The sequence below is a fragment of the Kitasatospora sp. NE20-6 genome (assembly GCF_045862635.1).
The window spans coordinates 43360-70237 of the sequence record NZ_BPRL01000007.1 but is presented as its reverse complement, the minus strand read 5'-3'; the positions used below and the strand labels follow the sequence as shown (position 1 = coordinate 70237).

Annotated in this window: 25 protein-coding genes and 2 tRNA genes; 13 read left to right on the top strand and 14 right to left on the bottom strand. The window is 73.6% G+C overall.

Features of this window, described 5'->3' with window-relative positions:
* Nucleotides 1-13: 13 nt before the first annotated feature.
* From hisC to gap, 3 genes are all read right to left on the bottom strand, one after another.
* Nucleotides 14-1087, bottom strand: a complete 1074-nt coding sequence (gene hisC, locus SNE206_RS08670; RefSeq protein ID WP_407912795.1) for a histidinol-phosphate transaminase — start codon at nt 1085-1087, stop codon at nt 14-16.
* Nucleotides 1088-1116: 29 nt separating this feature from the next.
* Nucleotides 1117-2016: a pyridoxamine 5'-phosphate oxidase family protein gene (locus SNE206_RS08665; protein WP_407912794.1), complete on the bottom strand. Its 900-nt coding sequence runs from the start codon at nt 2014-2016 to the stop codon at nt 1117-1119.
* 211 nt (nt 2017-2227) lie between these two features.
* Nucleotides 2228-3235 (bottom strand): type I glyceraldehyde-3-phosphate dehydrogenase, encoded by a 1008-nt coding sequence (gap, locus tag SNE206_RS08660; protein WP_407912793.1) that lies wholly within the window; start codon nt 3233-3235, stop codon nt 2228-2230.
* Nucleotides 3236-3536: 301 nt separating this feature from the next.
* Here gap and SNE206_RS08655 point away from each other — a divergent pair, with 301 nt between their 5' ends.
* From SNE206_RS08655 to SNE206_RS08640, 4 genes are all read left to right on the top strand, one after another.
* Nucleotides 3537-4268: a helix-turn-helix transcriptional regulator gene (locus SNE206_RS08655; RefSeq protein WP_407912792.1), complete on the top strand. Its 732-nt coding sequence runs from the start codon at nt 3537-3539 to the stop codon at nt 4266-4268.
* Between the two features lie 147 nt (nt 4269-4415).
* A complete protein-coding gene (locus tag SNE206_RS08650; protein ID WP_407912791.1) occupies nt 4416-5189 on the top strand; it encodes a class I SAM-dependent methyltransferase in 774 nt (257 codons plus the stop codon).
* Nucleotides 5186-6853 carry an AMP-binding protein gene (locus tag SNE206_RS08645; protein WP_407912790.1) on the top strand — a complete coding sequence of 556 codons (1668 nt, stop codon included), beginning with the start codon at nt 5186-5188 and terminating at the stop codon, nt 6851-6853. Before SNE206_RS08650 ends, SNE206_RS08645 begins: the two co-directional genes overlap by 4 nt.
* A 185-nt stretch (nt 6854-7038) precedes the next feature.
* Nucleotides 7039-7632 carry a TetR family transcriptional regulator gene (locus SNE206_RS08640; RefSeq protein WP_405012396.1) on the top strand — a complete coding sequence of 198 codons (594 nt, stop codon included), beginning with the start codon at nt 7039-7041 and terminating at the stop codon, nt 7630-7632.
* Here SNE206_RS08640 and SNE206_RS08635 read toward each other — a convergent pair.
* From SNE206_RS08635 to SNE206_RS08625, 3 genes are all read right to left on the bottom strand, one after another.
* A complete protein-coding gene (locus SNE206_RS08635; protein ID WP_407912789.1) occupies nt 7533-8051 on the bottom strand; it encodes a LysR family transcriptional regulator in 519 nt (172 codons plus the stop codon). The genes SNE206_RS08640 and SNE206_RS08635 overlap by 100 nt on opposite strands.
* Nucleotides 8051-9076, bottom strand: coding sequence for a ScbA/BarX family gamma-butyrolactone biosynthesis protein (locus SNE206_RS08630; protein ID WP_407912788.1), 1026 nt, complete (start codon nt 9074-9076; stop codon nt 8051-8053). The genes SNE206_RS08635 and SNE206_RS08630 overlap by 1 nt, the downstream gene beginning before the upstream one ends.
* A 221-nt stretch (nt 9077-9297) precedes the next feature.
* Entirely contained in the window at nt 9298-9930 is a 633-nt protein-coding gene (locus tag SNE206_RS08625) for a ScbR family autoregulator-binding transcription factor (protein ID WP_407912787.1), read from the bottom strand.
* A 197-nt stretch (nt 9931-10127) separates the two neighbouring features.
* On the opposite strand from SNE206_RS08625, the gene SNE206_RS08620 reads away from it, so the two are divergent.
* Entirely contained in the window at nt 10128-10823 is a 696-nt protein-coding gene (locus SNE206_RS08620) for an HAD family hydrolase (protein WP_407912786.1), read from the top strand.
* 98 nt (nt 10824-10921) lie between these two features.
* Nucleotides 10922-12112: a hypothetical protein gene (locus SNE206_RS08615; RefSeq protein WP_407912785.1), complete on the top strand. Its 1191-nt coding sequence runs from the start codon at nt 10922-10924 to the stop codon at nt 12110-12112.
* Between the two features lie 195 nt (nt 12113-12307).
* Here SNE206_RS08615 and SNE206_RS08610 read toward each other — a convergent pair whose 3' ends face one another.
* Together SNE206_RS08610 and SNE206_RS08605 are read right to left on the bottom strand one after the other, a co-directional pair.
* Entirely contained in the window at nt 12308-12688 is a 381-nt protein-coding gene (locus SNE206_RS08610; protein ID WP_407912784.1) for a hypothetical protein, read from the bottom strand.
* Nucleotides 12685-14316 (bottom strand): class I adenylate-forming enzyme family protein, encoded by a 1632-nt coding sequence (locus tag SNE206_RS08605; RefSeq protein WP_407912783.1) that lies wholly within the window; start codon nt 14314-14316, stop codon nt 12685-12687. Before SNE206_RS08605 ends, SNE206_RS08610 begins: the two co-directional genes overlap by 4 nt.
* Nucleotides 14317-14730: 414 nt before the next feature.
* Between SNE206_RS08605 and SNE206_RS08600 the strand changes: the two genes are divergently transcribed.
* From SNE206_RS08600 to SNE206_RS08585, 4 genes are all read left to right on the top strand, one after another.
* Complete coding sequence (locus SNE206_RS08600) at nt 14731-15183, top strand: MoaF-related domain-containing protein (protein ID WP_407912782.1); 453 nt, start codon at nt 14731-14733, stop codon at nt 15181-15183.
* An 87-nt stretch (nt 15184-15270) separates the two neighbouring features.
* Complete coding sequence (locus tag SNE206_RS08595) at nt 15271-15684, top strand: DUF3151 domain-containing protein (protein WP_407912781.1); 414 nt, start codon at nt 15271-15273, stop codon at nt 15682-15684.
* A 716-nt stretch (nt 15685-16400) separates the two neighbouring features.
* Entirely contained in the window at nt 16401-17627 is a 1227-nt protein-coding gene (locus SNE206_RS08590) for a hypothetical protein (RefSeq protein WP_407912780.1), read from the top strand.
* 224 nt (nt 17628-17851) lie between these two features.
* Nucleotides 17852-18721, top strand: coding sequence for a DUF3152 domain-containing protein (locus tag SNE206_RS08585; RefSeq protein ID WP_407912779.1), 870 nt, complete (start codon nt 17852-17854; stop codon nt 18719-18721).
* A gap of 111 nt (nt 18722-18832) precedes the next feature.
* Here the strand turns inward: SNE206_RS08585 and SNE206_RS08580 are convergent, their stop codons facing one another.
* From SNE206_RS08580 to purS, 6 genes are all read right to left on the bottom strand, one after another.
* On the bottom strand, nt 18833-20581 hold the full coding sequence (locus SNE206_RS08580) for a hypothetical protein (protein ID WP_407912778.1): 1749 nt from the start codon (nt 20579-20581) through the stop codon (nt 18833-18835).
* A 179-nt stretch (nt 20582-20760) separates the two neighbouring features.
* Nucleotides 20761-21501 (bottom strand): maleylpyruvate isomerase family mycothiol-dependent enzyme, encoded by a 741-nt coding sequence (locus tag SNE206_RS08575; protein ID WP_407912777.1) that lies wholly within the window; start codon nt 21499-21501, stop codon nt 20761-20763.
* A gap of 29 nt (nt 21502-21530) precedes the next feature.
* Nucleotides 21531-22343 (bottom strand): sterol carrier family protein, encoded by an 813-nt coding sequence (locus SNE206_RS08570; protein WP_407912776.1) that lies wholly within the window; start codon nt 22341-22343, stop codon nt 21531-21533.
* 71 nt (nt 22344-22414) lie between these two features.
* Nucleotides 22415-24670, bottom strand: coding sequence for a phosphoribosylformylglycinamidine synthase subunit PurL (purL, locus tag SNE206_RS08565; RefSeq protein WP_407912775.1), 2256 nt, complete (start codon nt 24668-24670; stop codon nt 22415-22417).
* Nucleotides 24670-25347, bottom strand: coding sequence for a phosphoribosylformylglycinamidine synthase subunit PurQ (purQ, locus tag SNE206_RS08560; RefSeq protein WP_407912774.1), 678 nt, complete (start codon nt 25345-25347; stop codon nt 24670-24672). The genes purL and purQ overlap by 1 nt, the downstream gene beginning before the upstream one ends.
* Nucleotides 25344-25598 (bottom strand): phosphoribosylformylglycinamidine synthase subunit PurS, encoded by a 255-nt coding sequence (gene purS / locus SNE206_RS08555; RefSeq protein WP_100889307.1) that lies wholly within the window; start codon nt 25596-25598, stop codon nt 25344-25346. Before purS ends, purQ begins: the two co-directional genes overlap by 4 nt.
* A gap of 472 nt (nt 25599-26070) precedes the next feature.
* On the opposite strand from purS, the gene SNE206_RS08550 reads away from it, so the two are divergent.
* The 3 genes from SNE206_RS08550 (at nt 26071) to SNE206_RS08540 (ending at nt 26707) form a co-directional block, all read left to right on the top strand.
* Complete coding sequence (locus tag SNE206_RS08550) at nt 26071-26388, top strand: Lsr2 family protein (RefSeq protein ID WP_405012379.1); 318 nt, start codon at nt 26071-26073, stop codon at nt 26386-26388.
* 135 nt (nt 26389-26523) lie between these two features.
* Nucleotides 26524-26596 (top strand) — tRNA-Gly (locus SNE206_RS08545).
* Nucleotides 26597-26634: 38 nt separating this feature from the next.
* Nucleotides 26635-26707 (top strand) — tRNA-Gly (locus tag SNE206_RS08540).
* Nucleotides 26708-26878: the final 171 nt, after the last annotated feature.

Genomic DNA, 26878 nt, shown 5'->3' with positions numbered 1-26878 from the left:
CGGTGCGGCGGCGTCAGTGGCGCCAGCCGGCGGCGGCGCGGAGCACGGTGTCGTTGGCGGACGGCTCGCCGACGGTGATCCGCACGCCGTCGGCGCCGTACGGCCGGACGGCGGCGCCGAGCACGGCGCACGCCTCGGTGAACTCGGCGGTGCGGTCGCCGAGGCGCAGCCAGACGAAGTTGGCGTCGCTGTCGGGCAGGCCGAAGCCGAGCTCGCGCAGGGCGGCGGTGACCCGGTCCCGCTCCTTCACCAGCAGCTCGACCCGGGCGAGGAGTTCGTCCTCGGCGGCCAGCGAGGCCGTCGCGGCGTCCTGGGCGAGCTGGCTGACGCCGAACGGCAGCCCGACCTTGCGGAGCACGGCGGCCACGTCGGGGTGCGCGACGGCGTAGCCGATGCGCAGGCCGGCGAGACCGTACGCCTTGGAGAAGGTGCGGAGCACGACGACGTTGCCGTGGGTGCGCTGGAACTCCATGCCGTCGGCGGCCTCGGGGTCGCGGACGAACTCGATGTACGCCTCGTCGAGGACGACGAGGACGTCGGCGGGCACGCGGTCGAGGAAGCGGGCGAGTTCGGCGCGGCGGACGACCGTGCCGGTGGGGTTGTTGGGGGTGCAGAGGAAGATGATGCGGGTGCGGTCGGTGACGGCGTCGGCCATGGCGTCGAGGTCGTGCGTCTCGTCCGGACGCAGCGGCACCCGTACGGACGTGGCTCCGCAGACGTCCGCCATGATCGGGTAGGCCTCGAACGACCGCCAGGCGTACAGCACTTCGTCACCGGGACCGGCGGCGGCCCGGACGAGCAGCCGGCCGACGGCCACCGAGCCGGTGCCGAAGACGAGGCGGTCGGCGGGCACCGCGAGGCGGTCGGCGAGGGCTTCGCCGAGCGCGGTGCAGGCCGGGTCGGGGTAGCGGTTGATGCGGCCGGCCTGGCGGCGGACGGCGGCGACCACGGCGGGCAGCGGCGGGTACGGGTTCTCGTTGGACGAGAGCTTGAGGTTCTCGCAGCCCTGGCGTGGCACGCGGCCGGGCACGTACTCCGGCACGGCGGCCAGGGCGGCTCTGAGCCGGGGGGCGTCGTAGCGGCTCATGGCGGTTGCCTCCTGCGGTCGGGGTCCGATCAGGTCGGGTTGAAGGGCGAGGGTGCGGCGAACTTCCAGCGCAGGGTGGTGAAGTCGCGGACCTCGACCACCTGCTCGACGGCGAACTCCACCAGCCGCAGGGCGCCCTGGACGGCCTTGGTGCGGCTCTCGTCCCAGTCGATGCGGGCCGTGCCGGAGACGTGCAGCGCGTGCCCGGACTCCCAGTCGAGGAAGGTCAGGCCGCAGGCGGGGTCGAGCTGGAGGTTGCCGAGGGTCATGTAGAAGGAGTTGCCGAAGTAGTCGGGCCAGACGATCCGGTCGGGTGCGGTGACCTGCACGAAGCCCGGGGCGCCGCCGCGGTGCGAGGCGTCGGCGCCGTGCTGGGGCGCCCGGCTGGCGATGAAGAAGGTGTCGGCGCCGGTGATCCAGGCCTGCTGGCCGGCGTCGAGCACGGTCGAGCGGCGGACCTCCGGGGTGAGGGGGCCGGGGCGGTCCGGGCGCAGCACGCGCTGCTGGAGGTACTTGGGGCAGTTGCCGAGCACCTGCTCGGTGGTGACGACGAGGACGTCGCCGTCGCGCTCGGCGGTGCCGTTGATCCGGATGCGCTGGCTGGTCTGCGGTTCGATCGCGAGCATGCCGATGTCGCGCCGTCCGTCGAAGACGGTCTCCAGCGGATCGCCGGGCACCGGAAGGGCCTTGACGTGGATGGTGTGGGTGTCCACGGCGCCGGTGAAGCCGCGCGGGCCGGTGAGGACGGTCGACCAGGCCGCGCCCGCGCCGTCCACCCCGCCGATCACGATCATCCGCTGGCGGCGCAGGAACATGTCGAACTGGGGCGGGATCGCGGAGTCGAACATCGGCGAGCCCCAGCCGGGGTTGCCCTCGCCGGCCCGCTGCTGCACCGCCTGCTCACCTTCGTGGTACGGCGTCTTGACCATCGGTCGGCCCTCTCTGTGCGGGTGTTCGGGGTTCGGGGCTTTCGGGGCTTTCGGGTTTTTCGGGATGCCAGGGGTGTTCGGGGTTCGTACACACCGGGTGCACGGGCGGGTGCCGGGGTTCGTGTCGGGACGGTTGCCCGGTCACGGCCGCGGGCCGGGTCCGGGGCGATCCCCCCGGACCCGGCCCGCGGTGTGCGGTCGGCGCCGCCGGTCAGGCGTGCTTGCCGATCAGCAGCACGGTGTCGACGACCCGGTTGGAGAAGCCCCACTCGTTGTCGTACCAGCCCGCGACCTTCACCTGGCGGCCGCCGATGACCTTGGTGAGGCCGGCGTCGTAGATGCAGGAGGCGGGGTCGGTGACGATGTCCGCGGAGACGAGCGGCTCGTCGGTGTAGCGCAGGATGCCGGCGAGCGGCCCCTCGGCGGCCGCCGCGAACAGCGCGTTGACCTCCTCGACCGTGGTGTCGCGGCCGACGGTGACGGTGAGGTCGGTGACCGAGCCGACGGTGACGGGCACGCGCAGGGCGTAGCCGTCGAGCTTGCCGTTGAGCTCGGGCAGCACCTGGCCGATGGCCTTCGCGGCACCCGTGCTGGTGGGCACGATGTTGCCGGCGGCGGCGCGGGCCCGGCGGAGGTCCTTGTGCGGACCGTCCTGGAGGTTCTGGTCCTGCGTGTAGGCGTGCACGGTGGTCATCAGGCCGTGCTCGATGCCCAGCGCGTCGTTGAGCACCTTCGCCAGCGGGGCGAGGCAGTTGGTGGTGCAGGAGGCGTTGGAGACGATGGTGTGCACGTTCTCGTCGTACGCCTCGTCGTTGACGCCGAAGGCGATGGTGAGGTCCTGGTTGGTGGCCGGGGCCGAGATGATCACCTTGCGGGCGCCGGCGGCGAGGTGCGCCTTGGCCTTCTCCGCGTCGGTGAACACGCCGGTCGACTCCACGACGACGTCCACGCCGAGCTTGCCCCAGGGCAGGTCGGCGGGGTTGCGCTCGGCGGTCACGCGGATGGTGCGGCCGTCCACGACGATCTCGCCCGCGCCGGCGGTCACCGGCACCGGGAGCTTGCCCAGCGTGCTGTCGTACTTCAGGAGGTGGGCCAGGGTCGCAGCGTCGGTCAGATCGTTGATCGCCACGATCTCGATGTCGGCGTTCTGCTCAAGTGCGGCGCGGAGGAAGCTGCGGCCGATCCGGCCGAATCCGTTGATGCCTACCTTGATTGCCACGGGTGGGGCCCCTTCTGGTGGGTGCACAGGGAGCGCGCGCAGCGCCGGTGATCCGCGCGCCCGGCACTGATCTGTACCGCCGACGCTAGGCGGGCGCCCGGGCCCGGTCTTGCCGATTCGCGCACGGCTTGTTGCGAGTTGACGCATGATCCGCCCTGACGGCTTCCCACCCGGCAGCCGCATCAGTACTGCCGATCAAACCCGGATACCTTCGAGAAGGTATGTTTTCATGATGGAGGGGTCCGCCCTCCCGGAGCGGACCGGGTTGTCAGCGATCGGCCTCATGTCCCACGGGGGAGCCATGGATGTTGTGCGCACCGAGACCCAGCCACCCGACCGGGTCCTCCTGCAGCCTCAGGCCGAGCACGTCAGCGAGGTCAGCCTCGGACGCGTCCGGATCACGATCGTCGAGGGCGGCCCGCAGGACGCCCCCGGTGACGACGTACGGCTGCCGCCGCACCGCACCCGCGCCGGCGAGGCCTACCTCAGGGTCAGCTGCCCGCTCGCCGATCCCTTCGCCGTGCCCGAGCTGCTCCGCCAACTCGCGGACCAGGGAGCCCTTCCCGCCGACCGCACCGCCGAGCTGCTCGCCCGCGGCATCAGCGGACTCGTCGCGCAGGCCTGCGCCGACTACATGGACCGCGGCCCGCAGGGCCCCGCTGTGACCCGGAGTTCGGGCCTCGCCCGCCGCGCCATGCTGCAGCGCGTCAAGCACTTCGCGCGCAGCCGGCTCGCCGACCCCGAGCTGAAGCCCGAGATGCTCGCCCAGCACCACCACATCTCGCTGCGCTACCTGCAGAAGCTCTTCCAGGAGCACGGCGAGAGCCCCGCCAGCTGGATCCGCGACGAACGGCTCCACCGCTGCCGCACCGAGCTGAGCGACCCGCGGCTCGCCCACCTCACCATCGCCATGATCGGCGAGCGCTCCGGCCTGTACGGGGCCTCGCACTTCAGCCGGCTGTTCCGGGACCGCTACGGCATCTCGCCGCGCGCGTACCGGCGCGACCACACCGCCCTGGACGAGGCCGCCTGACGCACCGCCGCACCCGCGGGCGGCCGCTCCGCATGCCCGGCCGGTACCGACGCACCGCCGGACCGGCGCAGGCCGTACCGACGCACGCCCCGACGGATCCACCCGGGACGACCGGCGCCGCCCGGTCCCGACCGAAAGGCCCTCTCCTTGTCCAGCTTCGAATACCCCGGCGAGTTCTACGAGGTGATCCGCAAGGATTTCCGCGACCTCGCCGCGGAGACCGAGTTCCTCGCCTCCTACCTGCCGCCCGGCGGCCGGGTGCTCGACATCGGCAGCGCCACCGGCGGCAACCTGCGGGCGCTCGCCGCGCTCGGCCACCCCGGCACCGGCCTGGACCAGAGCGCCGCGTTCACGGCGTACGCCGCCGCGGCCGCCACCGAACCGGGCTCCGCCGAGGTCGAGTACGTGCACACCCGCGCCGAGGACCACACCACCGACCACCGCTACGACCTGGTGTACAGCCTCTTCAGCACCCTCAACCAGCTGACCAGGGCCGAGCTCCGGCAGCTCCTGGAGTCCGTCCACGGCTGGCTCGCGCCCGGCGGCCACGTCGTCATCGACATCGGCCACCTGCTCAACTTCGTCGACGGCTACCAGCCGCACATCATCGCCCACCACCAGGGCGACGGCCTCCTCGTCACCCGCCTCGCCCGGCAGTCGGTGCACGCGCACCGCGCCGTGTGGCGCAACGAGGAGACCATCATCGCGCGCGGCGGCGACGGCACCGTCTCGATGTACGCCAACTTCTTCGACCAGACGGTCTTCACCGCCCCCGAGGTGCGCGACCTGCTCCTCGACGCCGGCTTCGAGGTGGTCGCCGAGTACGGCGGCTTCCGCAAGGAGCCCGGGCCGCGCATAGGCCGCGGCCCGCTGCTGTTCGTCGCCCGTTCCGCCACGACCGGCCAGGAGGCCGCCGCATGACCGCGCCCGCCGTCACCCGCACCCTGCCGCTCGCCCTCCTGGACGGCGGCCCCGCACCCGAGTTCCCGGTGCCCGACCTCGGCTCCGCGCTCGTGCGCGCCGCCGGCCGGCCCGACGCCGGACGCCTGCACTTCGTCCGCCCGGACGGCTCCGCCGTCGACCTCGGCTACCCCGACCTCCTCGACGCCGCCCGGCGCATCCTCACCGGCCTGCGGGCCGGCGGCGCCGAGCCCGGCGACCGGGTGCTGCTCCAGATCCGGAACGCCCCGGACCAGCTGGCCGCGTTCTGGGCCGCGGTGCTCGGCGGCCTCGTGCCGATCCCGGTGCCGCCCGGCCGCGCCGACGCCCCCGAGGCCGCCGCCCAGCAGCTGGAGTGGATCTGGTCCGGCTACCAGCGCCCCTGGGTGGTCGTCGGCGACGACGGGGCCGCCCCCGGCCCCGCGATGGCCGGGACCGGCCGCTGGCTCGGCCGCACCGGCGAGCTCCGCACCAACGAGCCCGCCGCCGACCTGCACCGGGCCGCCCCGGACGACCTCGCCGTGCTGCTGCTCACCTCCGGCAGCACCGGCGTGCCCAAGGCCGTCGCCCTCACCCACCGCAACATCCTGGCCCGCTCGACGGCCACCGCCGCCGTGCGCCGCCTCGACGCCACCAGCCGCTCCTTCAACTGGATGCCGCTGGACCACATCGGCGGCCTGGTGATGTTCCACGCCCGGGACGTGCTGCTCGCCTGCACCCAGGTGCACGCGGGCACCGACTGGATCCTGGAGGACCCGACCCGCTGGTTCGACCAGATCTCCCGGCACCGCTGCGACACCACGTGGGCACCGAACTTCGCGTTCAACCTGGTCAACGACCGGGCCGCCGAGATCGCCGGCCGCGACTGGGACCTGCGCAGCCTGCGCTACATCATGAACGGCGGCGAGTCGGTCAAGGCCCGCGTCATCCGCCGCTTCCTCGACCTGCTGGCGCCGTTCGGCCTGCCCCGCACCTCCATGCACCCGGGCTGGGGCATGTCGGAGACGTCCGCCGGCGTCGTCGACTTCGTCTTCGACCCCGAGACCATGGGCGACGAGCGCTTCGTGCCGGTCGGCCGCCCGCACCCCGGCGTCTCGCTGCGCGTCGTCGACGAGCACGAGAACGTGCTGCCCGCCGGCACCGTCGGACGGCTGCACGTCACCGGCGCCCCGGTGTTCTCCGGCTACTACGACAACCCCGCGCAGAACGCGAAGTCGTTCACCGACGACGGCTGGTTCCGCTCCGGCGACCTCGCCGTCATCGAGGACGGCATCCTCACCGTCACCGGCCGGGTCGACGACCTGATCCGGCTCAACGGCGCCGAGTACCACGGCCACGAGATCGAGGCCCTCGTCGAGGAACTCCCCTTCGTCGAGCCGTCCTTCACCATCGTCTCGCCCTGCACCTCGCCCGCCGGCGGGGAGGAGCTCGTGGTCTTCTACCACCCCCGGGGCCCGGAGAGCGCCGACGAGGCCGACCGCCGCATCCGCGACCTCGTCACCGAGCGCTACGGCATCCGGCTCGGCGCGGTCGTCGCGATCGCCCGCGAGGACGTGCCGAAGACCGGCATCGGCAAGCTCCGCCGGGCCGAGCTCCGCAAGCGCCACGAGGCGGGCAGCGCCGCCGGACCGGCCGCCCGGGCCTGACCCGGCGCCCGTCGCACGGCACGAGCGGCCCCCGGTCCGGACTCCGAACCGGCCGAGGGCCGCTCGCCGTGTTCCACGGAGATCCGGCCCGCGGCCCGGCCGTGCGGCCGGACCGGGGTTTGCCCTCGAACCATGAAGTGCGGTACCTGAGTTCATGGCCACTTGGGCTGAGCGAGAGGAAGCCGATGGCACAACAGGAGCGGGCCCGCAGGACGTACGAGGCGGTGCTGGACGCCGCCGCCCGGGAATTCGCCGCGCACGGCTACGCCAACACCAACCTCGGCCACGTCGCATCGAGCACCGGCGTGACCAAGGGGGCCCTGTACGGCCACTTCGCCTCCAAGGAGGAACTGGCCGCAGCTCTCGTCCAACACCTCGACGAGGCCTGGAAACTGATCGAGGACGGCGTCGGGGAGCACCCCGACTCACCCGTCGAGACCCTCAAGCACGTCACCTGCGCGCTGGTCGCCCGGCTGCACCGCGACATCAGGGTGAACGCCGCCCTGCGGCTGCTGCTGGAGGAGGCGCAGTCGACCAAGCGCACGCCCGCCTTCGTGTCGGACGTGGAACGCACACTGCTGCGCCTCGTGGTGCAGGCGCAGCAGTCGGGCGAGATGGACGCCGGCTACCCGGCGGAGCCGGTGGCGCAGCTGATGACCACCGTGATCTTTGGTGCGCACTACCTCGGTTCGGTCCGCGAGGAGCTGGACCTCATCACCCGGGTCAGATCCTCCTGGGACGTCCTGCTGCCGGCGCTGGGCGCCCGCTGGGTGAGCTGAACGGCGACCCGCCGGGGCGGGAGCGATGGGCCCGGCCGCCCGGCCGGACCCACCCGCCCGAGGGCGCCTTCGGGGAGGCGCTCGGGCCGCCGGTCGGCGATGCGCTCCAGGGCGGCGCCGCGGGTGCCGTGGCGCCCCGCGTGCGGGCCTCCGGGCCGCCCTTCGGCGCCGGCCACCTCGCGGTGGGCCAGGTCCGCGAGGGCGACGATCCGCTCGGCCACCGGCCGCAGCCGCATGCCGCTCTCGGTGAGGGCGATCCGCCGTCCGCGCCGGTCGAAGAGCACCGCGCCGAGCGAGGCCTCCAGGTGCTGGATCTGGGCGGTCACGCTGGACTGCGCGTAGTTCAGCTTCTTGGCGGCCCGGGTGAAGCTCAGTTCGCTCGACACCTCGAGGAACGAGCGCAGGTGCTGCAGTTCCATCAGATCTCCTCGGATACGTGCTGCCAGGCCGATCTGAAGGCGAGCCGCGCACTGAGGATGACGGCGCCGTCCTGGGTCGCGCGGGCCCGTACGACCCGCTCCCCGGTGCTGCGGTCGGCGTGCGCGGCCGGACCGGGGGCGAGCAGGATGGCGGAGTCGAGTTCGGCGTAGCCGTGGAACTCCACGCTCAGGCCGCACAGGACGTCGGACGGCCTGGTGGACCGGACCTCCGCGGCGAGCATGCCGTACTGCCGCAGTGCCTCCAGCAGCAGCACCGCCTGGACGTGGTCGGACGAGTGGTCGAAGAAGGTCGGGTGGTGCTGGTCGACGCGTAAGCGCCAGCGGTCGTCACCGGCCGGTACGAGCACGACGTCGTCGGCGCGACGGCGGCCGACCGCCGCGGGCGGCACCTCCACGGCGCACGGTCCGTCCGGACGGGCCGGGGCACGGTTCACGGGCGGCAGGGCGCGCCTGCCGCGGATCCGTTGGTAAATCCTTCGGTCAAGGATGTCACCGGCCATGGAGACCTCCGCACAGGGCCTCCCGTCGGCGGTGCGCACCACCGCACGGGTGAGCACCGGCATCCTCGACGCCGACCGCCCGGCGGGCAGTTCGACGGTGAGGTCGAGGGTGACCTCCTGGGGCCCGGAAGGGTCCGCCAGGGCGTCGAGATCGGTGATGGCGAAGTCCATGGAACGCACGAGGAACGGGACGTCCAGCGGCACACCGTAATAACGGTGGAAGACGAATATGGACGCCTGTCTCGCGGTCTCCACCACGACCATGCTGTCGGTGAGCCCTCCCGGGCCCGGCTGGAAGACCGCGTGATCACGCGGCCATTGGGCGGCGAGCAGGAAGCGGTCGCCGGCGGCCCGCTCGGAGTCGGTCAGAAAAACCTCCGAGACTGCCGACTTGTGGACCAGCTTCCGCGATACCGTCCGGTGGAAGTCGAGTTGCGCGGCCGCCCTCGGTGCCGGTACGGCATCCGCGGCGGCGATCCGGTGGGCTGGTGCAAGTGTGTTCATCGCAAGCCTCCCCCGCAGGGCTGTGAACAACGTGGCTCTAGCCGAAGTCCAGGCTCGGACTGCGAAAAAATATACCTACGAGAAGGTATGTTGCCAAGCCTGTTGCTCGCTGTAGAGTGACGAAGGGGTCGAGATTTGTAACGAGACCACCACAGGACCTCCACAGAAAACACAGAGAGCCCGCGCCGCAGATGCGGCACGGGCTCCGGTGCTCCCCCTCGCTACGAGGGAAGCAGCAGATCGAGAAGCTCGTCGATCCTCTCGACGATGTCCGCCCGATCGTTGAGGATCCACGAGACATGCTGGACACCGAAGAACGAACTCACCAGCGTCCTTGCCAGCGCGGCCGGTTCGACGTGGGCCGGCAGCAGGCCCGCGTCGGCGGCCCGGGTGAGCAGCAGACTGATGAAGGCGATGTAGTCGACGAACGGCAGCGGCAGGTCCACGTCGATGCTGACGCGCTCCGCCTGCAGCCGCACCGCGGCCTGGGCCACGGGCTCGTCCCGCAGGCTCCGGCCGGTGGCGCGGGTCAGCTCGCGCACGGCTTCCAGCGGCTCCAGCTTCGGGTCCACCAGCTCGGAGGCCTGGCGGGTGGCGGCCGTGTAGAAGGAGTGCACCAGCTCGACCGCCATCGCCTCCTTGTTGGCGAAGTGGAAGTACACGGCGCCCTTGGTGGCGCCGGCGAGTTCGGCGATGTCCTGGATGGTGACGGACTGGAAGCCCCGCCTGGCGAACAGCTGGGCGGCGGCCTCCAGCACGAGCGCCCGGGTGCGGACGGCGCGGGCCTGCCGGGGCCCGGGCGTCCGCTCGGCGGCCCTCTTGGCGACGGCGCCCCCTGGTTTCGGTGTGGTCATCTCTCAACCCTCCAGAGGGGCGCGGGGCCCGCATCGTACCGGCGGTGCGCGGAAAGCATAACGTCACGAAGGTATGTTCCGACAGCGCACGGCCGGACGAACCCGCCGGGCGCGGCGTCCCGGCAGCCCGCACGGCACGGCACCAGCCCGCCGGAGAACGTCCGGCGGCACCCGACGACAGTACCGAGGGGGAGACCGTGAACGGTCCCAGGCTGGCCTTCTTCGACGTCGACGAGACCCTGATCACCGTCAAGAGCCTCGCCGGCTTCTTCGTGCGCCACCGCACGGACTCCGGGCACCCGGCCGGCGAGACCGACCGGATCCTGCGCGAACTCTGGGCCATGGTGGCCGCCGGCACGCCCCGCGAGACGCTCAACCGTGCGTTTTTCCGCCATCTCGCGGGCAGCCCGCTGCACCGGCTGCAGGAGAGCGGGATCCGTTGGTTCGCGGAGGTACGGGACGGCGGGCTGTTCCACCCGCCCGCCGTCGAGGCCGTGCGGCGGCACCAGCGCGACGGCGACGTCCCGGTGCTCATCTCCGGCTCCTGCGAGGCCTGCATCCGCCCGATCGCCGACCACCTGGGCATCACGCACGTGCTCGGCACCGAACTCCGCACCACCGGGGGCCCCGACCCGCAGCTCACCGGCGAGACCGGGCAGCCCCTGATCGGCGCCGGCAAGGCCGTGGCCGCCCGCGCCCTGCTCGACCGCCTCGGCGCCCGGGCCGAGGACGCCACCGCGTACGCCGACGACGCCACCGACCTGCCGCTGCTCCACGCCGTGGGACGCCCGGTCGTGGTCGGCGACGATCCCGAACTCCGCCGCCGGGCCGAACGGTTCGGCTGGCGGCGGCTGCCCGGCATCGACCGGGCCCCGGCGGGCCGGCCCGCCTGAACCACCCGGGGCGCCGTACGTGCCGGACGCACCGCACCCACCGGGCGCGCCGGCGCCTCCCGGAGAACACCGTCAATCGATCCAGGGGGACAACAGCTGTGACCACCGTCGACCGTCCGCACGCCGTACCCGCCGCACCGCTCTCCGAGGGCGTCCTCGCCCCCCTCGGCGGACCGCTCACCGCGGCGGCGCGCGCCCTGCCCGCCACCGCCTTCGACGGCGCCGCGGAGGCGGACCGCGAACGCACCCTCGCACCCGGGCTGGCCGCGCGCCTCGTCGAGGCGGGCTTCGCCCGGCACTTCGTGCCCGCCGACCGGGGCGGCGCCGAAGGCACCTTCACCGACCTGGTGACCGCCACCGCGCTGCTCGCCGAGGGCTGCACCTCCGCGGCGTGGTGGGCGGCCCTCCAGGCCGCGCACGGGCGCCTCGCCGCGTACTTCCCCGAGGCGGGCCGGGCCGAGATCTGGAGCGGCTCCGCGGACGTGCCGATCGCCGCCGCCGTGGTGCCGCCCGCCGGCCGGATGACCAGGACGCCCGACGGCGGCGCACGCGTCGAGGGCCGCTGGAGGTGCGTGAGCGGGGTCGAGCACGCCGCGTGGGTGCTCCTGGCGGTGCCCGACCCGGCCGCACGGCCGGGCGACTTCCTCGTGGTCGCCGTGCCGCGCGCGGACGTCACCGTGCACGACACCTGGCACAGCGCGGGCCTGCGCGGCACCGGCAGCCACGACATCGCGCTCGCGGAACCGCTCACCGTGCCCGCCCACCGGTGCATGGGCTTCACGGACGTCCTGCGGCAGTCCGCCCGCACCGACGTCGCCCGCTGTCACGGCGTGCCGCCCCGGCTCGTCGCCGGCCTGGCGTTCGCCGCGCCCGCCATCGGCGCGGCCCGCGGGGCGCTCCGGGCGTGGGCGGCACCGCTGGCCGACGCCCGGACGGGCCCGGGAGCCGCCCAGGTCAGCCCGGCCCGGTGCGAGGTGCTCGCGCGCGCTTCGGCGGAGATCGAGATCGCGGAGTCGCTGCTCGCCGGCGCGGCCGCCCGCGCCGACCAGGGCCCGGTCACCGAGCAGGCGGTGGGCCGCAACCTGCGGGACATCGCCCTCGCCGTCGAGCAGACGGTGGCCGCCGTGGAGCGCCTCTACCGGGCCGGCGGCATCGCCGCCCAGGAGCAGAACTCCGCCGTCCAGCGCGCCTGGCGCGACGTCCACACGCTGGCCGCGCACGGCGCCCTCAACTGGGAGGCCGCGGCCGCCGAGTACACCCGGACGGAGCTGCCCGCCTTCGCCCGCTGACCGGGCCCGCACGGCACGGGACGGCACGGGACGGCACGGGACGGCACGGGACGGCAGGCGGCCCCGGTACGGAGGGATCCGTACCGGGGCCGCCTGCTGCGGGCCGTGGAGGCCGCCGTGGCAGTGCGCCGCTGCCGGGCGGCCGCCCGCCGCCTCCTGCCCCGGGCGGGTGTGCCCGCGGCAGGAGGCGGCGGTTCAGGCCGACATCTCGGTGGGCAGCAGCAGGTCGCGGGCGATCTGCGGCAGCATCTCGTCGAAGAGCTGCTGGCCGCGCAGCTCGCCGTCCAGCGTGTAGGGGATGTCGTCGACCGGCACGACCAGCGCGGGCAGCGCCGGGACGAGCCGGGCGCAGGCGGCCCGGGCGGCCCGCTGGGTGGACTCCTCGCGCCCGGCGTCGGCGGGCACGAAGGCGACGATGAGCAGGTCCCCGTGGGCGGGCAGTTCGCCGATCATGACGGCGGTCTGCCGGGAGGCCGGCAGCTCGGAGAGGGCCCGCTCCAGCAGGAGCAGCCGGGACTCGATGTCGTCCTCGTGCAGCTCGTCGTCGGAGGTCTGCGGCGGAACAGGCGTGGTCATGCGGGGATCTCCGTAGCTGACTGCTTGTCCAGGTGGATGTAGAGGTTGACCAGCGGCATGATCTCGGTCAGGAGTTCGGCGGACCGGATGGTGCCGGTGGGGCTGTACGGAATGGCCTCGACCGCGATGACGTGGGCCGTGATCCACGGCACCCGCCGGGCGCAGACGGCGCTGACGGCGCGGTACGCGGCGGTCTCCACGTCGCGGCCGACCGGCACGAACGGCACGGCGAGCACCGGACCGTGGTCGGGCACGTTCACCCGGAGCACGGCCAGGTCGTGCACCGCGGGCTGGTCGAGCAGCTCGGTCTCCAGCCCGAAGAAGGCGCTGTCCTGTTCGCCCGCCGCGCGGACCCGGACGGCGCCGGCCGTGCGGCCGGTCAGTTCGAGCCGTCCCTCGTAGTCGAGGACGCCGTCGTCCCCGGTCAGCAGGAACGGGCGCGGGCCCTGGCCGTCCGCCAGGTCGACCAGCACCGACGGCGCGGGGGCGTCGCCGTACGAGTCCATCAGCTGGTAGCTCGCGACGGCGACCCGGCCGCGGACGCCGGGCGGCAGCGGCCGGTGCTCGGCGTCGAGGACGGCGATGCCGATGCCGGGCATCGCGCGGCCCGAGCGGCAGGGCGAGAGGGCGAGCTCCTCGGGGCCGAGCACGGTGACCAGACCGGTCTCGGTGGGCCCGTAGTAGTGGTGGAGCACGGGGCCGAAGCGGTCCCACGCCTCGTTCACGATCCAGCGGTTGAGGTGCTGGCCGCCGGTGAGCAGGAAGCGCAGCCGGGAGGTCTCGCGGAGCGCGGCGGAGGCCGGGTGCGCGAGCAGCCGGGACAGCACCGGCGGCACCATCAGGGTGGCGGTGACGCCCTCGTCGGTGATCAGCCGGCACATCTCGCCGAGGTCGTGGTACGGGCCGAGCACGACGGTGCCGCCGAGCGCGAAGAACACCCGGGCCCAGCCCGGGCCGGAAGCGTGGTACATCGGCACGGTGACGAGGTAGGTGTCGTCCTCGTCGAAGGCGAACTCGTCGACGAGCTCGGCGAGTCGGCGGGCCTCGAAGGAACGGCGCCGCACGACCAGCCGGGACGCGCCGGCCGCGTCGTAGCCGACCGCGAACGACTCGTAGGACTGGGAGACCGGGGCGGTGACCGGGGCGAGTGCGGCGGCGAGCGTCGAGTACGCGACCGGCTCGCCGGCCTGCGGGTCGGCGACGATCGGTTCCGGTGCGGCCAGTTCCTCGCCCACGCCGTGCAGATGGACCTGCAGGACGCCCTCGCGGTCGTCCCAGCCGGTGGCGATGAGCAACGGCCTGTGCAGCTTGCTGCTGACGACCACGGTGGGCCTGAGCTGTTCCAGTGCGTCGGCGGTGGCTTCCGGGGAGGCCTCGAAGTCGAGTCCGGTGACCGGCACCCCGAGGGTCTCGAAGGCGGCCGTGGTGATGACGAGTTCCCAGCCGTTGCAGCACAGGAAGGCGGCGCGGGCGGGTCGGCCCTCGGGCAGGACCGTGGCGAGGCCGCCGGCCACCTTCGCGATCTCGTCGGCCAGTTCGGACCAGGTGATCCGGCGTCCGCCGTCCACCAGGGCGACATGGTCGGGCCGTTCAGTGGCGTGCCGCAGGGCGTCTTGCAGCTTGATCATCTCTAACTCCGTTCCATTGGGCTGGAGTTGGCCCGTCTGGTTCGTCCATCGGTTGGGGCGCCGGCACATCTGCCCGGCGGGTTCGCGCTGGGGAAGGTCGGGCTCTTACTGCTGCACGCGGTCGCCGCCGAATGCGCGGGCACGCGTCGGGACACCCCCACGATGGAAACAAACCTTCGAGAAGGTATCAACAGACATCGGCAGATCCGATGTGGACCCGCACGAACCCCCCGGAGGACGGACCGCGAGCCCTCCGACCGCCCCCACCTGCACCGTTGCCCGGCGTGCGCGGATCCACGACGGCCGGTGCGCGCACCGGCAACACCGCCGCCCGCGGCGTCAGTAGCTTCAGCCGGGCACCACCCTCCGCCGCCAGAACCCCGCTCACCGCCCCTCCCCGGAAGGACCAGCACCATGAAGCGCCGCCTCGTCGCCCTCGCAGCCGCCCTCGCCATCTCCGCCTCCGGCGCCACCCTCGTCGCCACCCAGGCGTCCGCGGACGACGGCACCGCGGCCGTGGCCGCCGGCGCCGCCTACACCTCCCTGCCGCCGTTCGCCGGCAAGACGTTCCTGATCACCGTCGACAACGGCAACGTCTACCGCAACACCTACTCGGCGGACGGCACCTCGCTGCACTCGGAGACCGTCCAGGGCACCGGCGTGGGCGAGGTCTTCGACGCGACCCTCGCCAACACCCAGGTCGGCCTCGGCCTCTGGTTCAGCAACTGGGTCGAGCCCAACGGCGTGACCGTCAGCCACGTGCTCAACTTCGCCAACCGCACGGTGCAGGTGTACTTCACCTTCGCCACCGCCTCCGGCACCCGCCTCGGCCAGCTGCACAGCGCCACCCTGACCCGCGTGGCCTGATCCTCCGCACCGCCCGCGGCACGTGCCCGGACGCCGGCCCACCGCCGGTGCCCGGGCACGTCCGCGGACAGTGGTTGACTGGAGAGCATGAGCATTCACGAGAACCTGCTCGGCGGCCCCCCGCCGACCCACCTGCCGGCCGAGCCCGGTCCGCTGGAGGCACTGGCCGAGGGCTCCTCGCCCACCGAGGTCGCGGCGACGTTCCCGACCTCCTCGCTCGCCTGGGCGCAGCTGGCCGACGACGCCTTCGCCGCAGGCCGGGTCGTCGAGTCCTACGCCTACGCCCGCACCGGCTACCACCGCGGCCTGGACGCGCTGCGCCGCGCCGGCTGGAAGGGCCACGGCCCCGTGCCGTGGGAGCACGAGCCCAACCGCGGTTTCCTGCGCGCCCTGCACGCCCTGGGCCGCGCGGCCGCCTCGATCGAGGAGAAGGGTGAGGCGGAGCGCTGCGCGCAGTTCCTGCGGGACAGCTCGGCCACCGCCGCCGACACCCTCGGCTGACCCGCCCCGCCTCCTGGCGCCCCCGTGGCCGGCCCGACCGGCCACGGGGGCGCTTTTCTGTCTGCGCGCGCCCCGTACGCGTACGCACGCCCCATCGGTGGAATTCGCGCTGCCCGTTCCCGTTCGCGCCGCCGCAATGCACTCGCGCGTCCGGAGAAATCCCTCGGCCGCACGGCCTGCGACGCCCACGGTGAATGCCGGCCGATTCCCGGCATTGCCGGAGCGCATTTCCCTTGGGGCGCCCGGCCCCGGACGGTTCCGGCAACCGCACGGAGGCCCGTTCTCCCACCGCGACCGGCGCGACCGCGACCGGCACGTGGCGTGCGGCGTTCCGGCGGAGTCGCGGCACCCGGACCGGAGGGCCAGTTCGCACGACCCGGCAGGCATCCTCAACATCCTTGCTGGACAAGGGAGATGGGTGCATCCGGCACAGGTCGCCGACACCGGGGCACCGCCTGCCGCGTTGCGGTGCGGCCCGCCGCTGGTAGGTAGGTGGGTAGTTCTTCCCTCTTCTGTTGGGGAGATGGCTTCCCACCTACACACCCACCAGAAAAAACCCACCGGGAAAAACCGCCCGTCACTCACGAGAGTGAAACGCGTACGGATCGTGTTTTCCGCCGGATAGAGTCACCTCGTCCGAGAACGAGAACGGCCCCCGGCACGGGTGATACCCCGACCGGAGGCCTGACCACACAGGAAGCCCAAACCACTTCCCGATGACTGATCGTCAGCGTAGCGGCTCCCGTTCGGGAGTCACGCACATCCGCACCGGACACGCCGGTCCGAAGCTCGGAATCTCCGAGGACCTCGTGCTCACCACCAGGAGCGCACTCGCCATCGGCCTCGCGGCCTACCTCACGGCGGTGCCCGAGGGCACGCCGGTCACCATCAAGGCGCTGGCCCAGCGCTTCCGCGAGGGCGAGATCTCCATCGCCAAGGCCCTGAACGTCCTGGTGGACGAGGGCTGGCTGGTCCGCAGCACGTCCCGCCTGGACAACGGCCGGGTCTTCACCCGCACGCTGCTCCACGACGCCCCCGTCGGACGGACCTGCCGGGCACCCGCCCAGGCGCCCCCGTCGCCCGTCCCTCCCGCCCTCGGGCCGACGGCCGCCCCGGCCGCCGTCCCGCCGGTCGGCCCCCCGTCCGCCCCCGTGACCGCACCGTCCTGGCGCAGTTGGAAGATGCGCACCCGGACGCGCCGACGGGAGGGCGGCGCGCCCCGCCCGCTCGCCCCGCCCGCTGCGGACCCCGCACCGCCCCCGCCCGCCGCCGCCTGCTGCGCGGCGCACGAGGCACCGGCAGCGCAGGCGGTACAGGCGGCACCGGCGGCGCAGGCCGCGCAGGCAGTACCGGCGGCAGCAGCACCGGCAGCGCAGGCGGCACCCGAGGTGCAGCCGGTGCCCGCGGCAGCTCCGGGCCGCCGTCCCGCACCGCCGCGCCCGCCCGGGAAGCCCGAGCCGCCCACGGCTGCCGGCACCGCCGGGCGGCCTCCCCGGACCACCCGGACCACCGTCCAGCCCGCCGCGTCCACCGCTCCGTTCGGCCCGCCGGCGGCCGCCGACGACGGCCCGGTCGACCCGCAGGCGTTCCTGATCCTGGCCTCCCTGCACCAGCAGGACAGCCGGCTGCTGCTCTCCGAGGGCGAGATCCGCCGGCTCGCCCCCTCCGTCGGCACCTGGCTGAGCAGGGCCGCGACACCGCAGCAGATCATCATGGCCGTCACCGATGGCCTCCCGGCCGAGTTCAGCCACCGGCCCGCACGGATGCTCGGCTACCGCCTGCGGACGCTGATGCCCCCGGAGCCGCCCCCGCCGGGCACCGTACGGACCTCCCCGGTCTTCGAGATGCAGAACTGCACGGGCTGCGACCGCGGCTTCCGGGCGCCCGTACCCCGCCTCTGCGGCGAGTGCGTGGAGGAGCAGAACCTCGCCGCCGCGGCCTGACCGTCGTCACGGCCGCACCCGTCCGGACCGGAACCGCCGCTCCGGGCTGCGCGTCCGTAGCCGGTGAGCAGGTGGTCCGGACCGTCCGGCCGCCGAGCGCCGCCGCGGGTGCATACCGGGTATGTGGACACCCGGCCCGGTTGCGTGCGAGGGTGGATCGCCGGTATCGATCGTGCATCGCCATGACGCTCCGTCAGATCGTGTCCCCGACCAGAGAGCCACCCGTGCGAGCAGCCTCCCACAGGAACGCACCCGCGCCCAGCCGACGCCGGGCCCGGCAGCAGCGTCGGCGGCGGGCGCGACGGCGGACGGCCTTCGGCATAGGCCTGCTCTGCTCGCTCTCCGTGCTGGGCGCGACCGCCTTCATGATGCTCGGCGACGACGGGGAGACCGGCAACGGCCAGACCTCGCAGGCCCGGCCGATCCCGCCGCTGAACAGCAACGCGGCGGCGACCAGGGCAGCACCGTCGCCGAGCCCCTCCCCCACGCCGACACCGACCCCGACGCCCAGCCCCAGCCCCACCCAGGTCACCGAGAAGGGCAAGGGCACCTTCACCGTCGCCACCGCCTCCGGCAGCGCCGTGGGCAAGGGCACCGTCCGCCGCTACCGGGTCGAGGTCGAGGACGGCATCGGCATCGACCCCCGCGCCGCCGCGGAGCAGGTGCACGCGATCCTCAGCGACAGACGCAGTTGGACGGCGGACGGGAAGAACGGCTTCAAGCTCGTCTCCGACGGCGTCTACGACTTCACCGTCAAGGTGGCCTCGCCGGACACCGTCGACCTGATCTGCGGCTCGGCCGGCCTCGACACCAAGGGCGAGGTCAACTGCGACGTCGGCAAGCAGGTCGTGGTCAACTCCAAGCGCTGGCTGACCGGTTCGCCGAAGTTCAGCGGCACGCTGGACGACTACCGGGCGCTCATCATCAACCACGAGGTCGGCCACCGGATCGGCCACGGCCACGAAGGCTGCCCCGGCAAGGGCAAGCTCGCGCCCGCGATGATGCAGCAGATCTACGGCCTCGACGGCTGCCGTTCCAACGCCTGGCCGTACACCGCGAGCGGCACCTACATCAGCGGGCCGAGCGTCCCGTAGCGACCGCCGCACGCCTGGGACCGCCGCACGCCAGGCTCCCGCCGCCCGGTCCCGGCGATCGGCGGGACCGGCGCCGGACGGCGGACGGCGGGCGGCGGGCGGCCCCCGCGGTCAGTACCGGACCGCCGCGATGCCCTCCGCGGTGCCGGCCACGAGCAGCCCGTCGGCCAGGGCGAGCGCCCAGACCGGGGAGCCGAGCCGGAGGCCGAGCGGGCCGTCGGCGTCCGGCCGCCACAGCCGCACCAGGCCGTCCGCCCAGGCCGCCGCGACCACCGGTCCCGCCGGGGTGTCCGCCGCCGCGACGGCGCTGACCGCACCCGTACGGCGGTCGAGCGGGTCGGGCACCGCCGTGCCCGCCTCCGCCACCCACAGCCGGACGGCGCCGTCGAAACCACCGCTGACCAGCAGGGTCGTGCTGCCGGCCAGGGCCGTCACCGGCCCCTCGTGCAGGCGCTCGGCCAGCACCGCACCACCGTGGAGGCGGCACACCGCGCCGTCGCCGTCGGCGAGCGCCGGGGCCCCCTCCGGACCGACCGTGGCCAGCGCGCTCGGCCCGCCGCGGGCGGCCGCGCCCAGGGCGTCGAGCGCCTGCTGCACGGCGGCCGCGCCGGCCGGGGCGTCCGCGGCGGGCACGGCCCCCGGGACGCCCTGCGCGTCCAGGACGACGACCGTGCCGTCGGGCGCCACCGCGAGCGCCCGGAGCGGTCCGGTCCCGGGCCGGTCGACCCGGGCGAGCGGGCGGCCGGTGCCCGCCTCGACGGTACGGATCGTGCCGCCCGGGTCGGCCAGCAGCAGCTGGCCCGCGGTGGGCCCGGCACCGACGGCGAGCCCGGCCACCGCTCCCGGCCAGCCGGCCGACGACCCCGGCCACATCGCCCAGGCCGCCTGCCAGGGTGCGGGCGCCTCGGCGAGCCGGCCTGCGGCCGCGTCGTCCATGCCGATCAGCCGGGTGCGGAGCACGGCGGCGCGCACCCCGGGATCGGGCTCGCCGGCCAGTGCGGGACCAGCCGTAGCCCAGGCCGCGGGCAGCGGCCCGTCCAGGCCCTCCAGCGCCGCGGTGACGGCCACCGGGTGGGCCCGGGTGAGGAGTTGGGGGTCGGCGAGGAGACCGGCCGCGGAACCGTCCCGGGCGGCGGCGGTCCACAGGTCGGAGAGGAGCGCCTCGTCGGCGGCGGCGAGGTCGGGGCTGCCGTCGGGGTGGCGCGGGATACGGGCGATCAGGTCGGCGCCGGACTCCGGCGGCCCGTCGGTCGTCAGGCCGAGTGCGGCCGCCGGGTGCGGGTAGGCCGCGGGGTCGCCGCCCGCACGGGTCGCCCAGGCCGCGAACCGCTCCCGGTCGGTCCACTGCTCGTGGTCGAGGTCCAGTACGGCGGGATGCTCCACCGCGAGGCCGAAGGCGGCCGCGGCGACGCCGCCGTCCGGCGCCTCGACCACCAGCCGGATGTTCGGCAACTCGACCAGCGGGGCCAGGAGTTGGGCGATCAGCTGGGAGGGGTGCACGGCCCGGCCGAGGTCCGGCACGCAGATGACGGCCCGCCGGCCGTCGTCCGCGAGCGCGGAGAACAGCTCGTCGGGGCTGTGGGCCGGGTGGCCGAGCCGGCGGCCGAGCAGCCACAGCGCGGCGGGCACGGTGAGCCGCTCGCCGTCGAGCAGGGCGTGCACCCGCCGGTGTTCGGGCACGTCCTCGCCGGAGCTGCCGTCGGCGAGCCACCGGAGCAGGTGGGTCTTGCCCGAACCCGCCGAGCCGGACACCCGGCAGAGCCGCGGCGCGCGGTCGTCCGCGAGCCAGCCCAGGAGAGCCAGTCCGGCAGGTCGGCGGCCCGCCCGGAGCGGCGGTATCCGACGCGCCTCGTCACTCATGCCCTGGTCCCCTCGTAGCCCGACGAACGACCTCCGAGCTTACTTACCGCCCGTCACCCCGCGGACCGTCCGCCCCCCGCAGCACCGACCCCGAAGCACCGCGGCCGTCGGCTGCCCCGGCCGCCCGGCCCCGTCGTCCCACCCGGCCGCCGTCCCGTGCCACGGCACCGGCCGACGGCTCAGCCCATCAGCGGCAGCAGCGCGCCCAGCCCGGCGGTCCCGGCGCCGGGCACGTCGAGGTCGTCGGTCCAGGCCGTCCGCCCGGTGGCGAGCCTGATCCAGGTCAGGGTGTCCAGCCGGGCCGTGTCCGGGGCGGCCCCGGAGGGGCTCCGTCCGGCGGCCACCGCGGTGAGGAGTCCGGCGACGGTGCCGACGGCCCGCGGGTCGTGCGGGAAGTCGGTGCGGCCGAGGGCGTGGGCGAGGTCGTCGGCGTGCACGACGGTCTCGACGAGCCGGGTCACCAGGAAGTCGGTGAGGAGCATCGGGCCGAAGCGCATGGTGATCGGCCGGTCCGGGTCGGCCGAGGACGGCCCGTGCAGGACGGTCAGCAGGGCGTCGGCCGCGGTGTCGAACTCCGCGGCCACCGCGGCCGGGGGTCCGGCGAAGGCGTCCGCGGCGTACTCGCGCACCCCGGCCGCGATGGTGGCGGCGGCCGTCCTGGTGACGGCCACCCAGCCGGGCAGGGTGAGCGGCTCGCCGTCGGGCACGGGCGCGTCGAGGTGGCGCGGCACCCAGTCGACCACGATGCCGAGGTGGGCGACGAGTTCGCGCACCGTCCAGTCGCCGAGCCGGGTCGGCCGGGCGAGGTCCTCCGCCGTCAGCGCGTGGACGGCGGCACGGAGCGCCCCGGTCTGCGCGGCCAGCGCGTCGCGGGTGGCCAACGGGTCGTGCCGGTAGGGGACTTCCTCGGTGATCGACATGGTACGGAGCGTACCCGCCGCCGTCCCGGTCAGCGCAGCACCGGGAGGAGGCCGCCGATGTCGCTGCGCTCGCCGCTCGCGGTGACCGCGGCCGTGTCGACGGCGTCGGCCCAGCCGGTGCGTCCGGCGGCGAGGCGGATCCAGGTGAGCGGGTCCGTCTCGACGACGTTCGGCGGGGTGCCGCGGGTGTGCCGGGGGCCCTCGACGGCCTGGACGACGGCGTACGGCGGGACGCGCAGCTCGACGGCCCCGCCCGGCGCGCGGTCGGCGAAGGCGTCGGCGAGCAGCCGGGTGACGGCCGCGACGGCCTGCCGGTCGTGCGGGAAGTCGGTGCGGCCTAGGGCGTGGGCGAGGTCGTCGGCGTGCAGGACGGTCTCGACGAGCCGGGTCACCAGCATGTCGGCGAGCCTGATGGAGCCCAGCCGGATCTCGAACCGCCGTACGGGGTCGGCGGCTTCGGCTCCGGCGAGGAAGTCCGTCAGCAGCGCGGCCTCGCCGTCGAAGGCCTCGGCGACCTCGGCGGGCGGCCCGTCGAAGGCCTTCGCGGTGTGCTCGCGGGTGCCGGCGTCGAGCAGCGGGGCGAGGCCGCCGACCCCGGCGACCCACTGCAGGAGGCTCAACTCGGCCCGGCCTTCGAGCGGTTGGTCGATGTGCCGGGGCACCCAGCCGATCTGCAGGGCGAGGTGGGCGACGAGTTCGCGCACCGTCCAGTCGCCGAGCCGGGTCGGCCGGGCGAGGTCCTCCGCCGTCAGCGCGTGGACGGCGGCACGGAGGGCCCCGGTCTGCGCGGCCAGCGCGGCGCGCACCTTCACGGGGTCGTACGAACGGCTCTTGGGCGGCATGTCGGCCAGGGTACGCCGAGGGGCGGCCGGTTCGGGAGAACCGGCCGCCCCTCGGGCACCGCTGCGGGACGTCAGGCGAGCAGAGCCTCGATGACGCCGGTGTGGGCGTCCTTCAGCTCGGCCAGCGAGACGGTGAACTGCCCCTGGACGTCGAGGGTGTCGCCGTCCACGACGCCGATGCGGGCGACGGGCAGGCCGCGCGCGCCGCACATGTCGTTGAAGCGGACCTCCTCGCTGCGCGGCACGGAGACCACGGCGCGGCCGGCCGACTCGGAGAACAGGAACACGAAGGCGTCCAGGTCCTCCGGCACGACCACGCGGGCGCCGTTGCCGCCCTTGAGGCAGCTCTCGACCAGGGCCTGGGCGAGGCCGCCGTCGGAGAGGTCGTGCGCGGCGTCGATCATGCCGTCGCGGGAGGCCGCGATGAGGATGTCGCCGAGCAGCCGCTCGCGCTCCAGGTCGACCTTGGGCGGCAGGCCGCCGAGGTGGTCGTGCGCGACCTGGGACCACGCGGAGCCGCCGAGCTCGTCCGCGGTGTCGCCGAGCAGGTAGAGCAGCTGGCCCTGCTCGCCGAAGCCGATCGGGGTGCGGCGGGTGACGTCGTCGATGACGCCGAGCACCGCGACCACCGGGGTCGGGTGGATGGCGACGTCGCCGGTCTGGTTGTACAGCGAGACGTTGCCGCCGGTGACCGGGGTGCCGAGCACCAGGCAGGCGTCGGCGAGGCCGCGGGTCGCCTCGGCGAACTGCCACATGACGTCCGGGTCCTCGGGGGAGCCGAAGTTGAGGCAGTCGGAGACGGCGAGCGGCTTGGCTCCGCCGGCGGCGACGTTGCGGTACGCCTCGGCGAGGGCCAGCTGGGCGCCGGCGTACGGGTCGAGCTTGGCGTAGCGGCCGTTGCCGTCGGTGGCGACCGAGACGCCGAGGTTGGTCTCCTCGTCGATCCGGATCATGCCGGAGTCCTCGGGCACCGAGAGCACCGTGTTGCCGAGCACGTAGCGGTCGTACTGGTCGGTGATCCAGGCCTTGGAGGCCTGGTTCGGCGAGCCGGCGACCTTGAGCAGGGCGTCCTTCAGCTCGGCGCCGGTGACCGGGCGGGCGAGCCGCTCGGCGGTGGGGGCGTCGGCCTGCAGCGCGTCCTGCCAGCTCGGGCGGGCGTAGGGGCGGTTGTAGGTCGGCCCCTCGTGGGCGACGGTGCGCGGCGGCACGTCGACGACCAGCTCGCCGTGCCAGAAGATCTCCAGGCGCTCGCCGTCGGTCACCTCACCGATGACGGTGGCGATGACGTCCCACTTCTCGCAGATCTCCAGGAAGCGGTCGACCTTGCCGGGCTCGACGATGGCGCACATGCGCTCCTGCGACTCGCTCATGAGGATCTCCTCGGGCGAGAGCGTGTTGTCGCGCAGCGGCACGGTGTCGAGCTCGATCCGCATGCCGCCGGTGCCGGCGCTCGCGAGCTCGCTGGTGGCGCAGGAGAGGCCGGCGCCGCCGAGGTCCTGGATGCCGGCGACGAGGTCTTCCTTGAAGATCTCCAGGGTGCACTCGATGAGGAGCTTCTCCTGGAAGGGGTCGCCGACCTGCACGGCGGGGCGCTTGGCCGGGCCGGTCTCGTCGAAGGTCTCCGAGGCCAGCACGGAGACGCCGCCGATGCCGTCGCCGCCGGTGCGGGCGCCGTAGAGGATGACCTTGTTGCCGGGGCCGGAGGCCTGGGCGAGGTGGATGTCCTCGTGCTTCATGACGCCGACGCAGAGCGCGTTGACGAGCGGGTTGCCCTGGTAGCAGGGGTCGAAGACGACCTCGCCGCCGATGTTGGGCAGGCCGAGGCAGTTGCCGTAGCCACCGATGCCCGCGACGATGCCGGGCAGCACGCGCCGGGTGTCGGGGTGGTCGGCCGCGCCGAAGCGCAGCGGGTCCATGACGGCGACCGGGCGTGCGCCCATGGCGAGGATGTCGCGCACGATGCCGCCGATGCCGGTGGCCGCGCCCTGGTAGGGCTCGATGTACGACGGGTGGTTGTGCGACTCGACCTTGAAGGTGACGGCGTAGCCCTGGCCGACGTCGACGACGCCGGCGTTCTCGCCGATGCCGACGAGCATGGCGTCGTTCTCGGGGGCCTTCTCGCCGAACTGCTTGAGGTGCACCTTGGAGCTCTTGTACGAACAGTGCTCCGACCACATGACGGAGTACATCGCGAGCTCGGCGCCGGTCGGGCGGCGGCCGAGGATCTCCCGGATCCGGGTGTACTCGTCCTGCTTGAGGCCGAGTTCGGCCCACGGCTGGCCGGCCTCGGGGGTCTGCTCGGCGTTCTTGACGGTGTCGAGGCTCATCAGGCGTTCACCAGCTGCTTCAGGACGGAGGTGAAGAAGCCCAGGCCCTCGGTGGTCGGGCCGGTGAGCGGCTCCACGGCGTGCTCGGGGTGCGGCATGAGGCCGACGACGTTGCCGGCCGCGTTGGTGATGCCGGCGATGTCGCGGTACGAACCGTTGGGGTTCACGTCGACGTAGCGGGCGACCACGCGGCCTTCCGCCTCCAGGGTGTCCAGGACGTGTGCGTCGGCGACGAAGCGGCCTTCGCCGTTCTTCAGCGGGACGACGATTTCCTGGCCGGCCGAGTAATCGGACGTCCACGCGGTGTTGTCGTTCTCGATGCGCAGCTTCTGGTCGCGGCAGATGAAGTGCAGCGAGTCGTTGCGCGTGAGTGCACCGGGCAGGAGGTGCGATTCGCAGAGCACCTGGAAGCCGTTGCAGATACCGAGGACGGGCATTCCCAGGCGGGCCTGCTCGATGACGGTCTCCATCACGGGCGAGAAGCGGGAGATGGCCCCGCAGCGGAGATAGTCGCCGTAGGAGAATCCGCCGGGCAGCACGACGGCGTCGACCTGGTGGAGGCCCTTGTCGCGGTGCCAGAGTGCGACCGGCTCGGCGCCGGCGAGACGGACCGCGCGCTGGGCGTCGCGGTCGTCGAGGGAGCCGGGGAAAGTGACGACGCCGACGCGGGTGGTCACTTCGCCTCCTCCTCGACCCGGACCACGAAGTCCTCGATCACGGTGTTGGCGAGGAAGGTCTCGGCGGCCTCGCGGATGCGGGCGAGCGCGGCGTCGTCGACCGGCCCCTCCAGCTCCAGCTCGAAACGCTTGCCCTGGCGGACGTCGGCGATCCCGGCGAATCCGAGACGCGGCAGTGCACGCTGCACCGCCTGTCCCTGCGGGTCGAGGATCTCCGGCTTGAGCATGACGTCGACTACGACGCGTGCCACTGGCACTCCCGGTGGTGATTGCGTGAAGGCGGGGGGACCTTCAGACTACCCGGGATTTCGGGCCCTCCGGCGGCCCCGACCGGTGACGCGCGTAGACATCCGCCCCTTACGCCGCAAGGGCCCCGGGCCTGCACAACCCTGCCCGGCGGGCCGCCGCCCGCCTCATTCCACCGGATTCAATCCCGCCGGCCGGTCCGGGCCGAGAACACCCGAATACCGGCACTCCGGACAGATCGACCACCCCCGTATCCACCCCTATCCGGCGGCTCGTGAAGCCTCGTGAATATCCGGAAAAAAGGAATGCCAGGCCCTTCGATTTCCGGCCTCTTTGGGTGCAGAATAGGGCGACCGGTGACAGCGGGCTGCTGTCTTTCGGCGTGGCACGTCCGCATGCCGTCACGCCCGCGCACCGGCGGACGGGCCACCGGGCACCAGCATCCGGCGGCCGAATTGCCCGAGAGGATTGACACCCATGGCTCAGCGTGTAGTTGTCACGCTCTCCGACGACCTGGACGGCGGTGCCGCGGCGGAAACCGTCCACTTCGGTGTCGACGGGAAGTCGTACGAGATCGACCTGTCCGTGGAGAACGCGGAGAAGCTGCGGGAGGCCCTCGCCCCGTTCGTCGCGGCCGGCCGTCGCCAGAGCCGCAGCGGCAAGTCGTTCCGCCGCACCGCCCTGACGCCCGACCCGGCCGCCGTCCGCGCCTGGGCGCAGTCGCACGGCATGGAGCTGCCGGCCCGCGGCCGCATCCCCAAGGTGGTCTACGAGCAGTTCGCCGAGGCCAACTGATCGGCCTGCGCCCCGCCCCGGTACCCGCAGGGGAAAGGGTGGGGCGAGCACTCCGATCGATGGGGTAGAGTATTTCTCGTCGCCACAACCGGAGCCGAAAGCGCCGGGCGGGGCGGCAGGTGCCACCGGCACCTTGCGGACGTGGCTCAGTTGGTAGAGCATCACCTTGCCAAGGTGAGGGTCGCGAGTTCGAATCTCGTCGTCCGCTCGCAGTATCGGCAGTGCAGCAGGACAACTCAACATCATGCGGACGTGGCTCAGTTGGTAGAGCATCACCTTGCCAAGGTGAGGGTCGCGAGTTCGAATCTCGTCGTCCGCTCCGAATACCGAAGGCCCCCTCTCCCGAGGGGGCCTTCGGTGTTTCCCGGCCATGATTTCCGCAGTTCCGGCATGACACGGTCCCGGCGTTCCACGGCCCGGTCCTCCCGCTCACCGACACGCCCGCCACCGCCATGACATTTGTCACCGCCGACCCGTGCACCGGCACCGG

What these genes read in the sequence shown, in the direction of transcription:
- hisC (WP_407912795.1), bottom strand. Translation starts at nt 1,087, where the DNA reads ATGAGCCGCTACGACGCCCCCCGGCTCAGAGCCGCCCTGGCCGCCGTG.
- SNE206_RS08665 (WP_407912794.1), bottom strand. Translation starts at nt 2,016, where the DNA reads ATGGTCAAGACGCCGTACCACGAAGGTGAGCAGGCGGTGCAGCAGCGG.
- SNE206_RS08655 (WP_407912792.1), top strand. Translation starts at nt 3,537, where the DNA reads ATGGATGTTGTGCGCACCGAGACCCAGCCACCCGACCGGGTCCTCCTG.
- SNE206_RS08645 (WP_407912790.1), top strand. Translation starts at nt 5,186, where the DNA reads ATGACCGCGCCCGCCGTCACCCGCACCCTGCCGCTCGCCCTCCTGGAC.
- SNE206_RS08640 (WP_405012396.1), top strand. Translation starts at nt 7,039, where the DNA reads ATGGCACAACAGGAGCGGGCCCGCAGGACGTACGAGGCGGTGCTGGAC.
- SNE206_RS08635 (WP_407912789.1), bottom strand. Translation starts at nt 8,051, where the DNA reads ATGGAACTGCAGCACCTGCGCTCGTTCCTCGAGGTGTCGAGCGAACTG.
- SNE206_RS08630 (WP_407912788.1), bottom strand. Translation starts at nt 9,076, where the DNA reads ATGAACACACTTGCACCAGCCCACCGGATCGCCGCCGCGGATGCCGTA.
- SNE206_RS08625 (WP_407912787.1), bottom strand. Translation starts at nt 9,930, where the DNA reads ATGACCACACCGAAACCAGGGGGCGCCGTCGCCAAGAGGGCCGCCGAG.
- SNE206_RS08610 (WP_407912784.1), bottom strand. Translation starts at nt 12,688, where the DNA reads ATGACCACGCCTGTTCCGCCGCAGACCTCCGACGACGAGCTGCACGAG.
- SNE206_RS08605 (WP_407912783.1), bottom strand. Translation starts at nt 14,316, where the DNA reads ATGATCAAGCTGCAAGACGCCCTGCGGCACGCCACTGAACGGCCCGAC.
- SNE206_RS08600 (WP_407912782.1), top strand. Translation starts at nt 14,731, where the DNA reads ATGAAGCGCCGCCTCGTCGCCCTCGCAGCCGCCCTCGCCATCTCCGCC.
- SNE206_RS08595 (WP_407912781.1), top strand. Translation starts at nt 15,271, where the DNA reads ATGAGCATTCACGAGAACCTGCTCGGCGGCCCCCCGCCGACCCACCTG.
- SNE206_RS08590 (WP_407912780.1), top strand. Translation starts at nt 16,401, where the DNA reads ATGACTGATCGTCAGCGTAGCGGCTCCCGTTCGGGAGTCACGCACATC.
- SNE206_RS08580 (WP_407912778.1), bottom strand. Translation starts at nt 20,581, where the DNA reads ATGAGTGACGAGGCGCGTCGGATACCGCCGCTCCGGGCGGGCCGCCGA.
- SNE206_RS08575 (WP_407912777.1), bottom strand. Translation starts at nt 21,501, where the DNA reads ATGTCGATCACCGAGGAAGTCCCCTACCGGCACGACCCGTTGGCCACC.
- SNE206_RS08570 (WP_407912776.1), bottom strand. Translation starts at nt 22,343, where the DNA reads ATGCCGCCCAAGAGCCGTTCGTACGACCCCGTGAAGGTGCGCGCCGCG.
- purL (WP_407912775.1), bottom strand. Translation starts at nt 24,670, where the DNA reads ATGAGCCTCGACACCGTCAAGAACGCCGAGCAGACCCCCGAGGCCGGC.
- SNE206_RS08550 (WP_405012379.1), top strand. Translation starts at nt 26,071, where the DNA reads ATGGCTCAGCGTGTAGTTGTCACGCTCTCCGACGACCTGGACGGCGGT.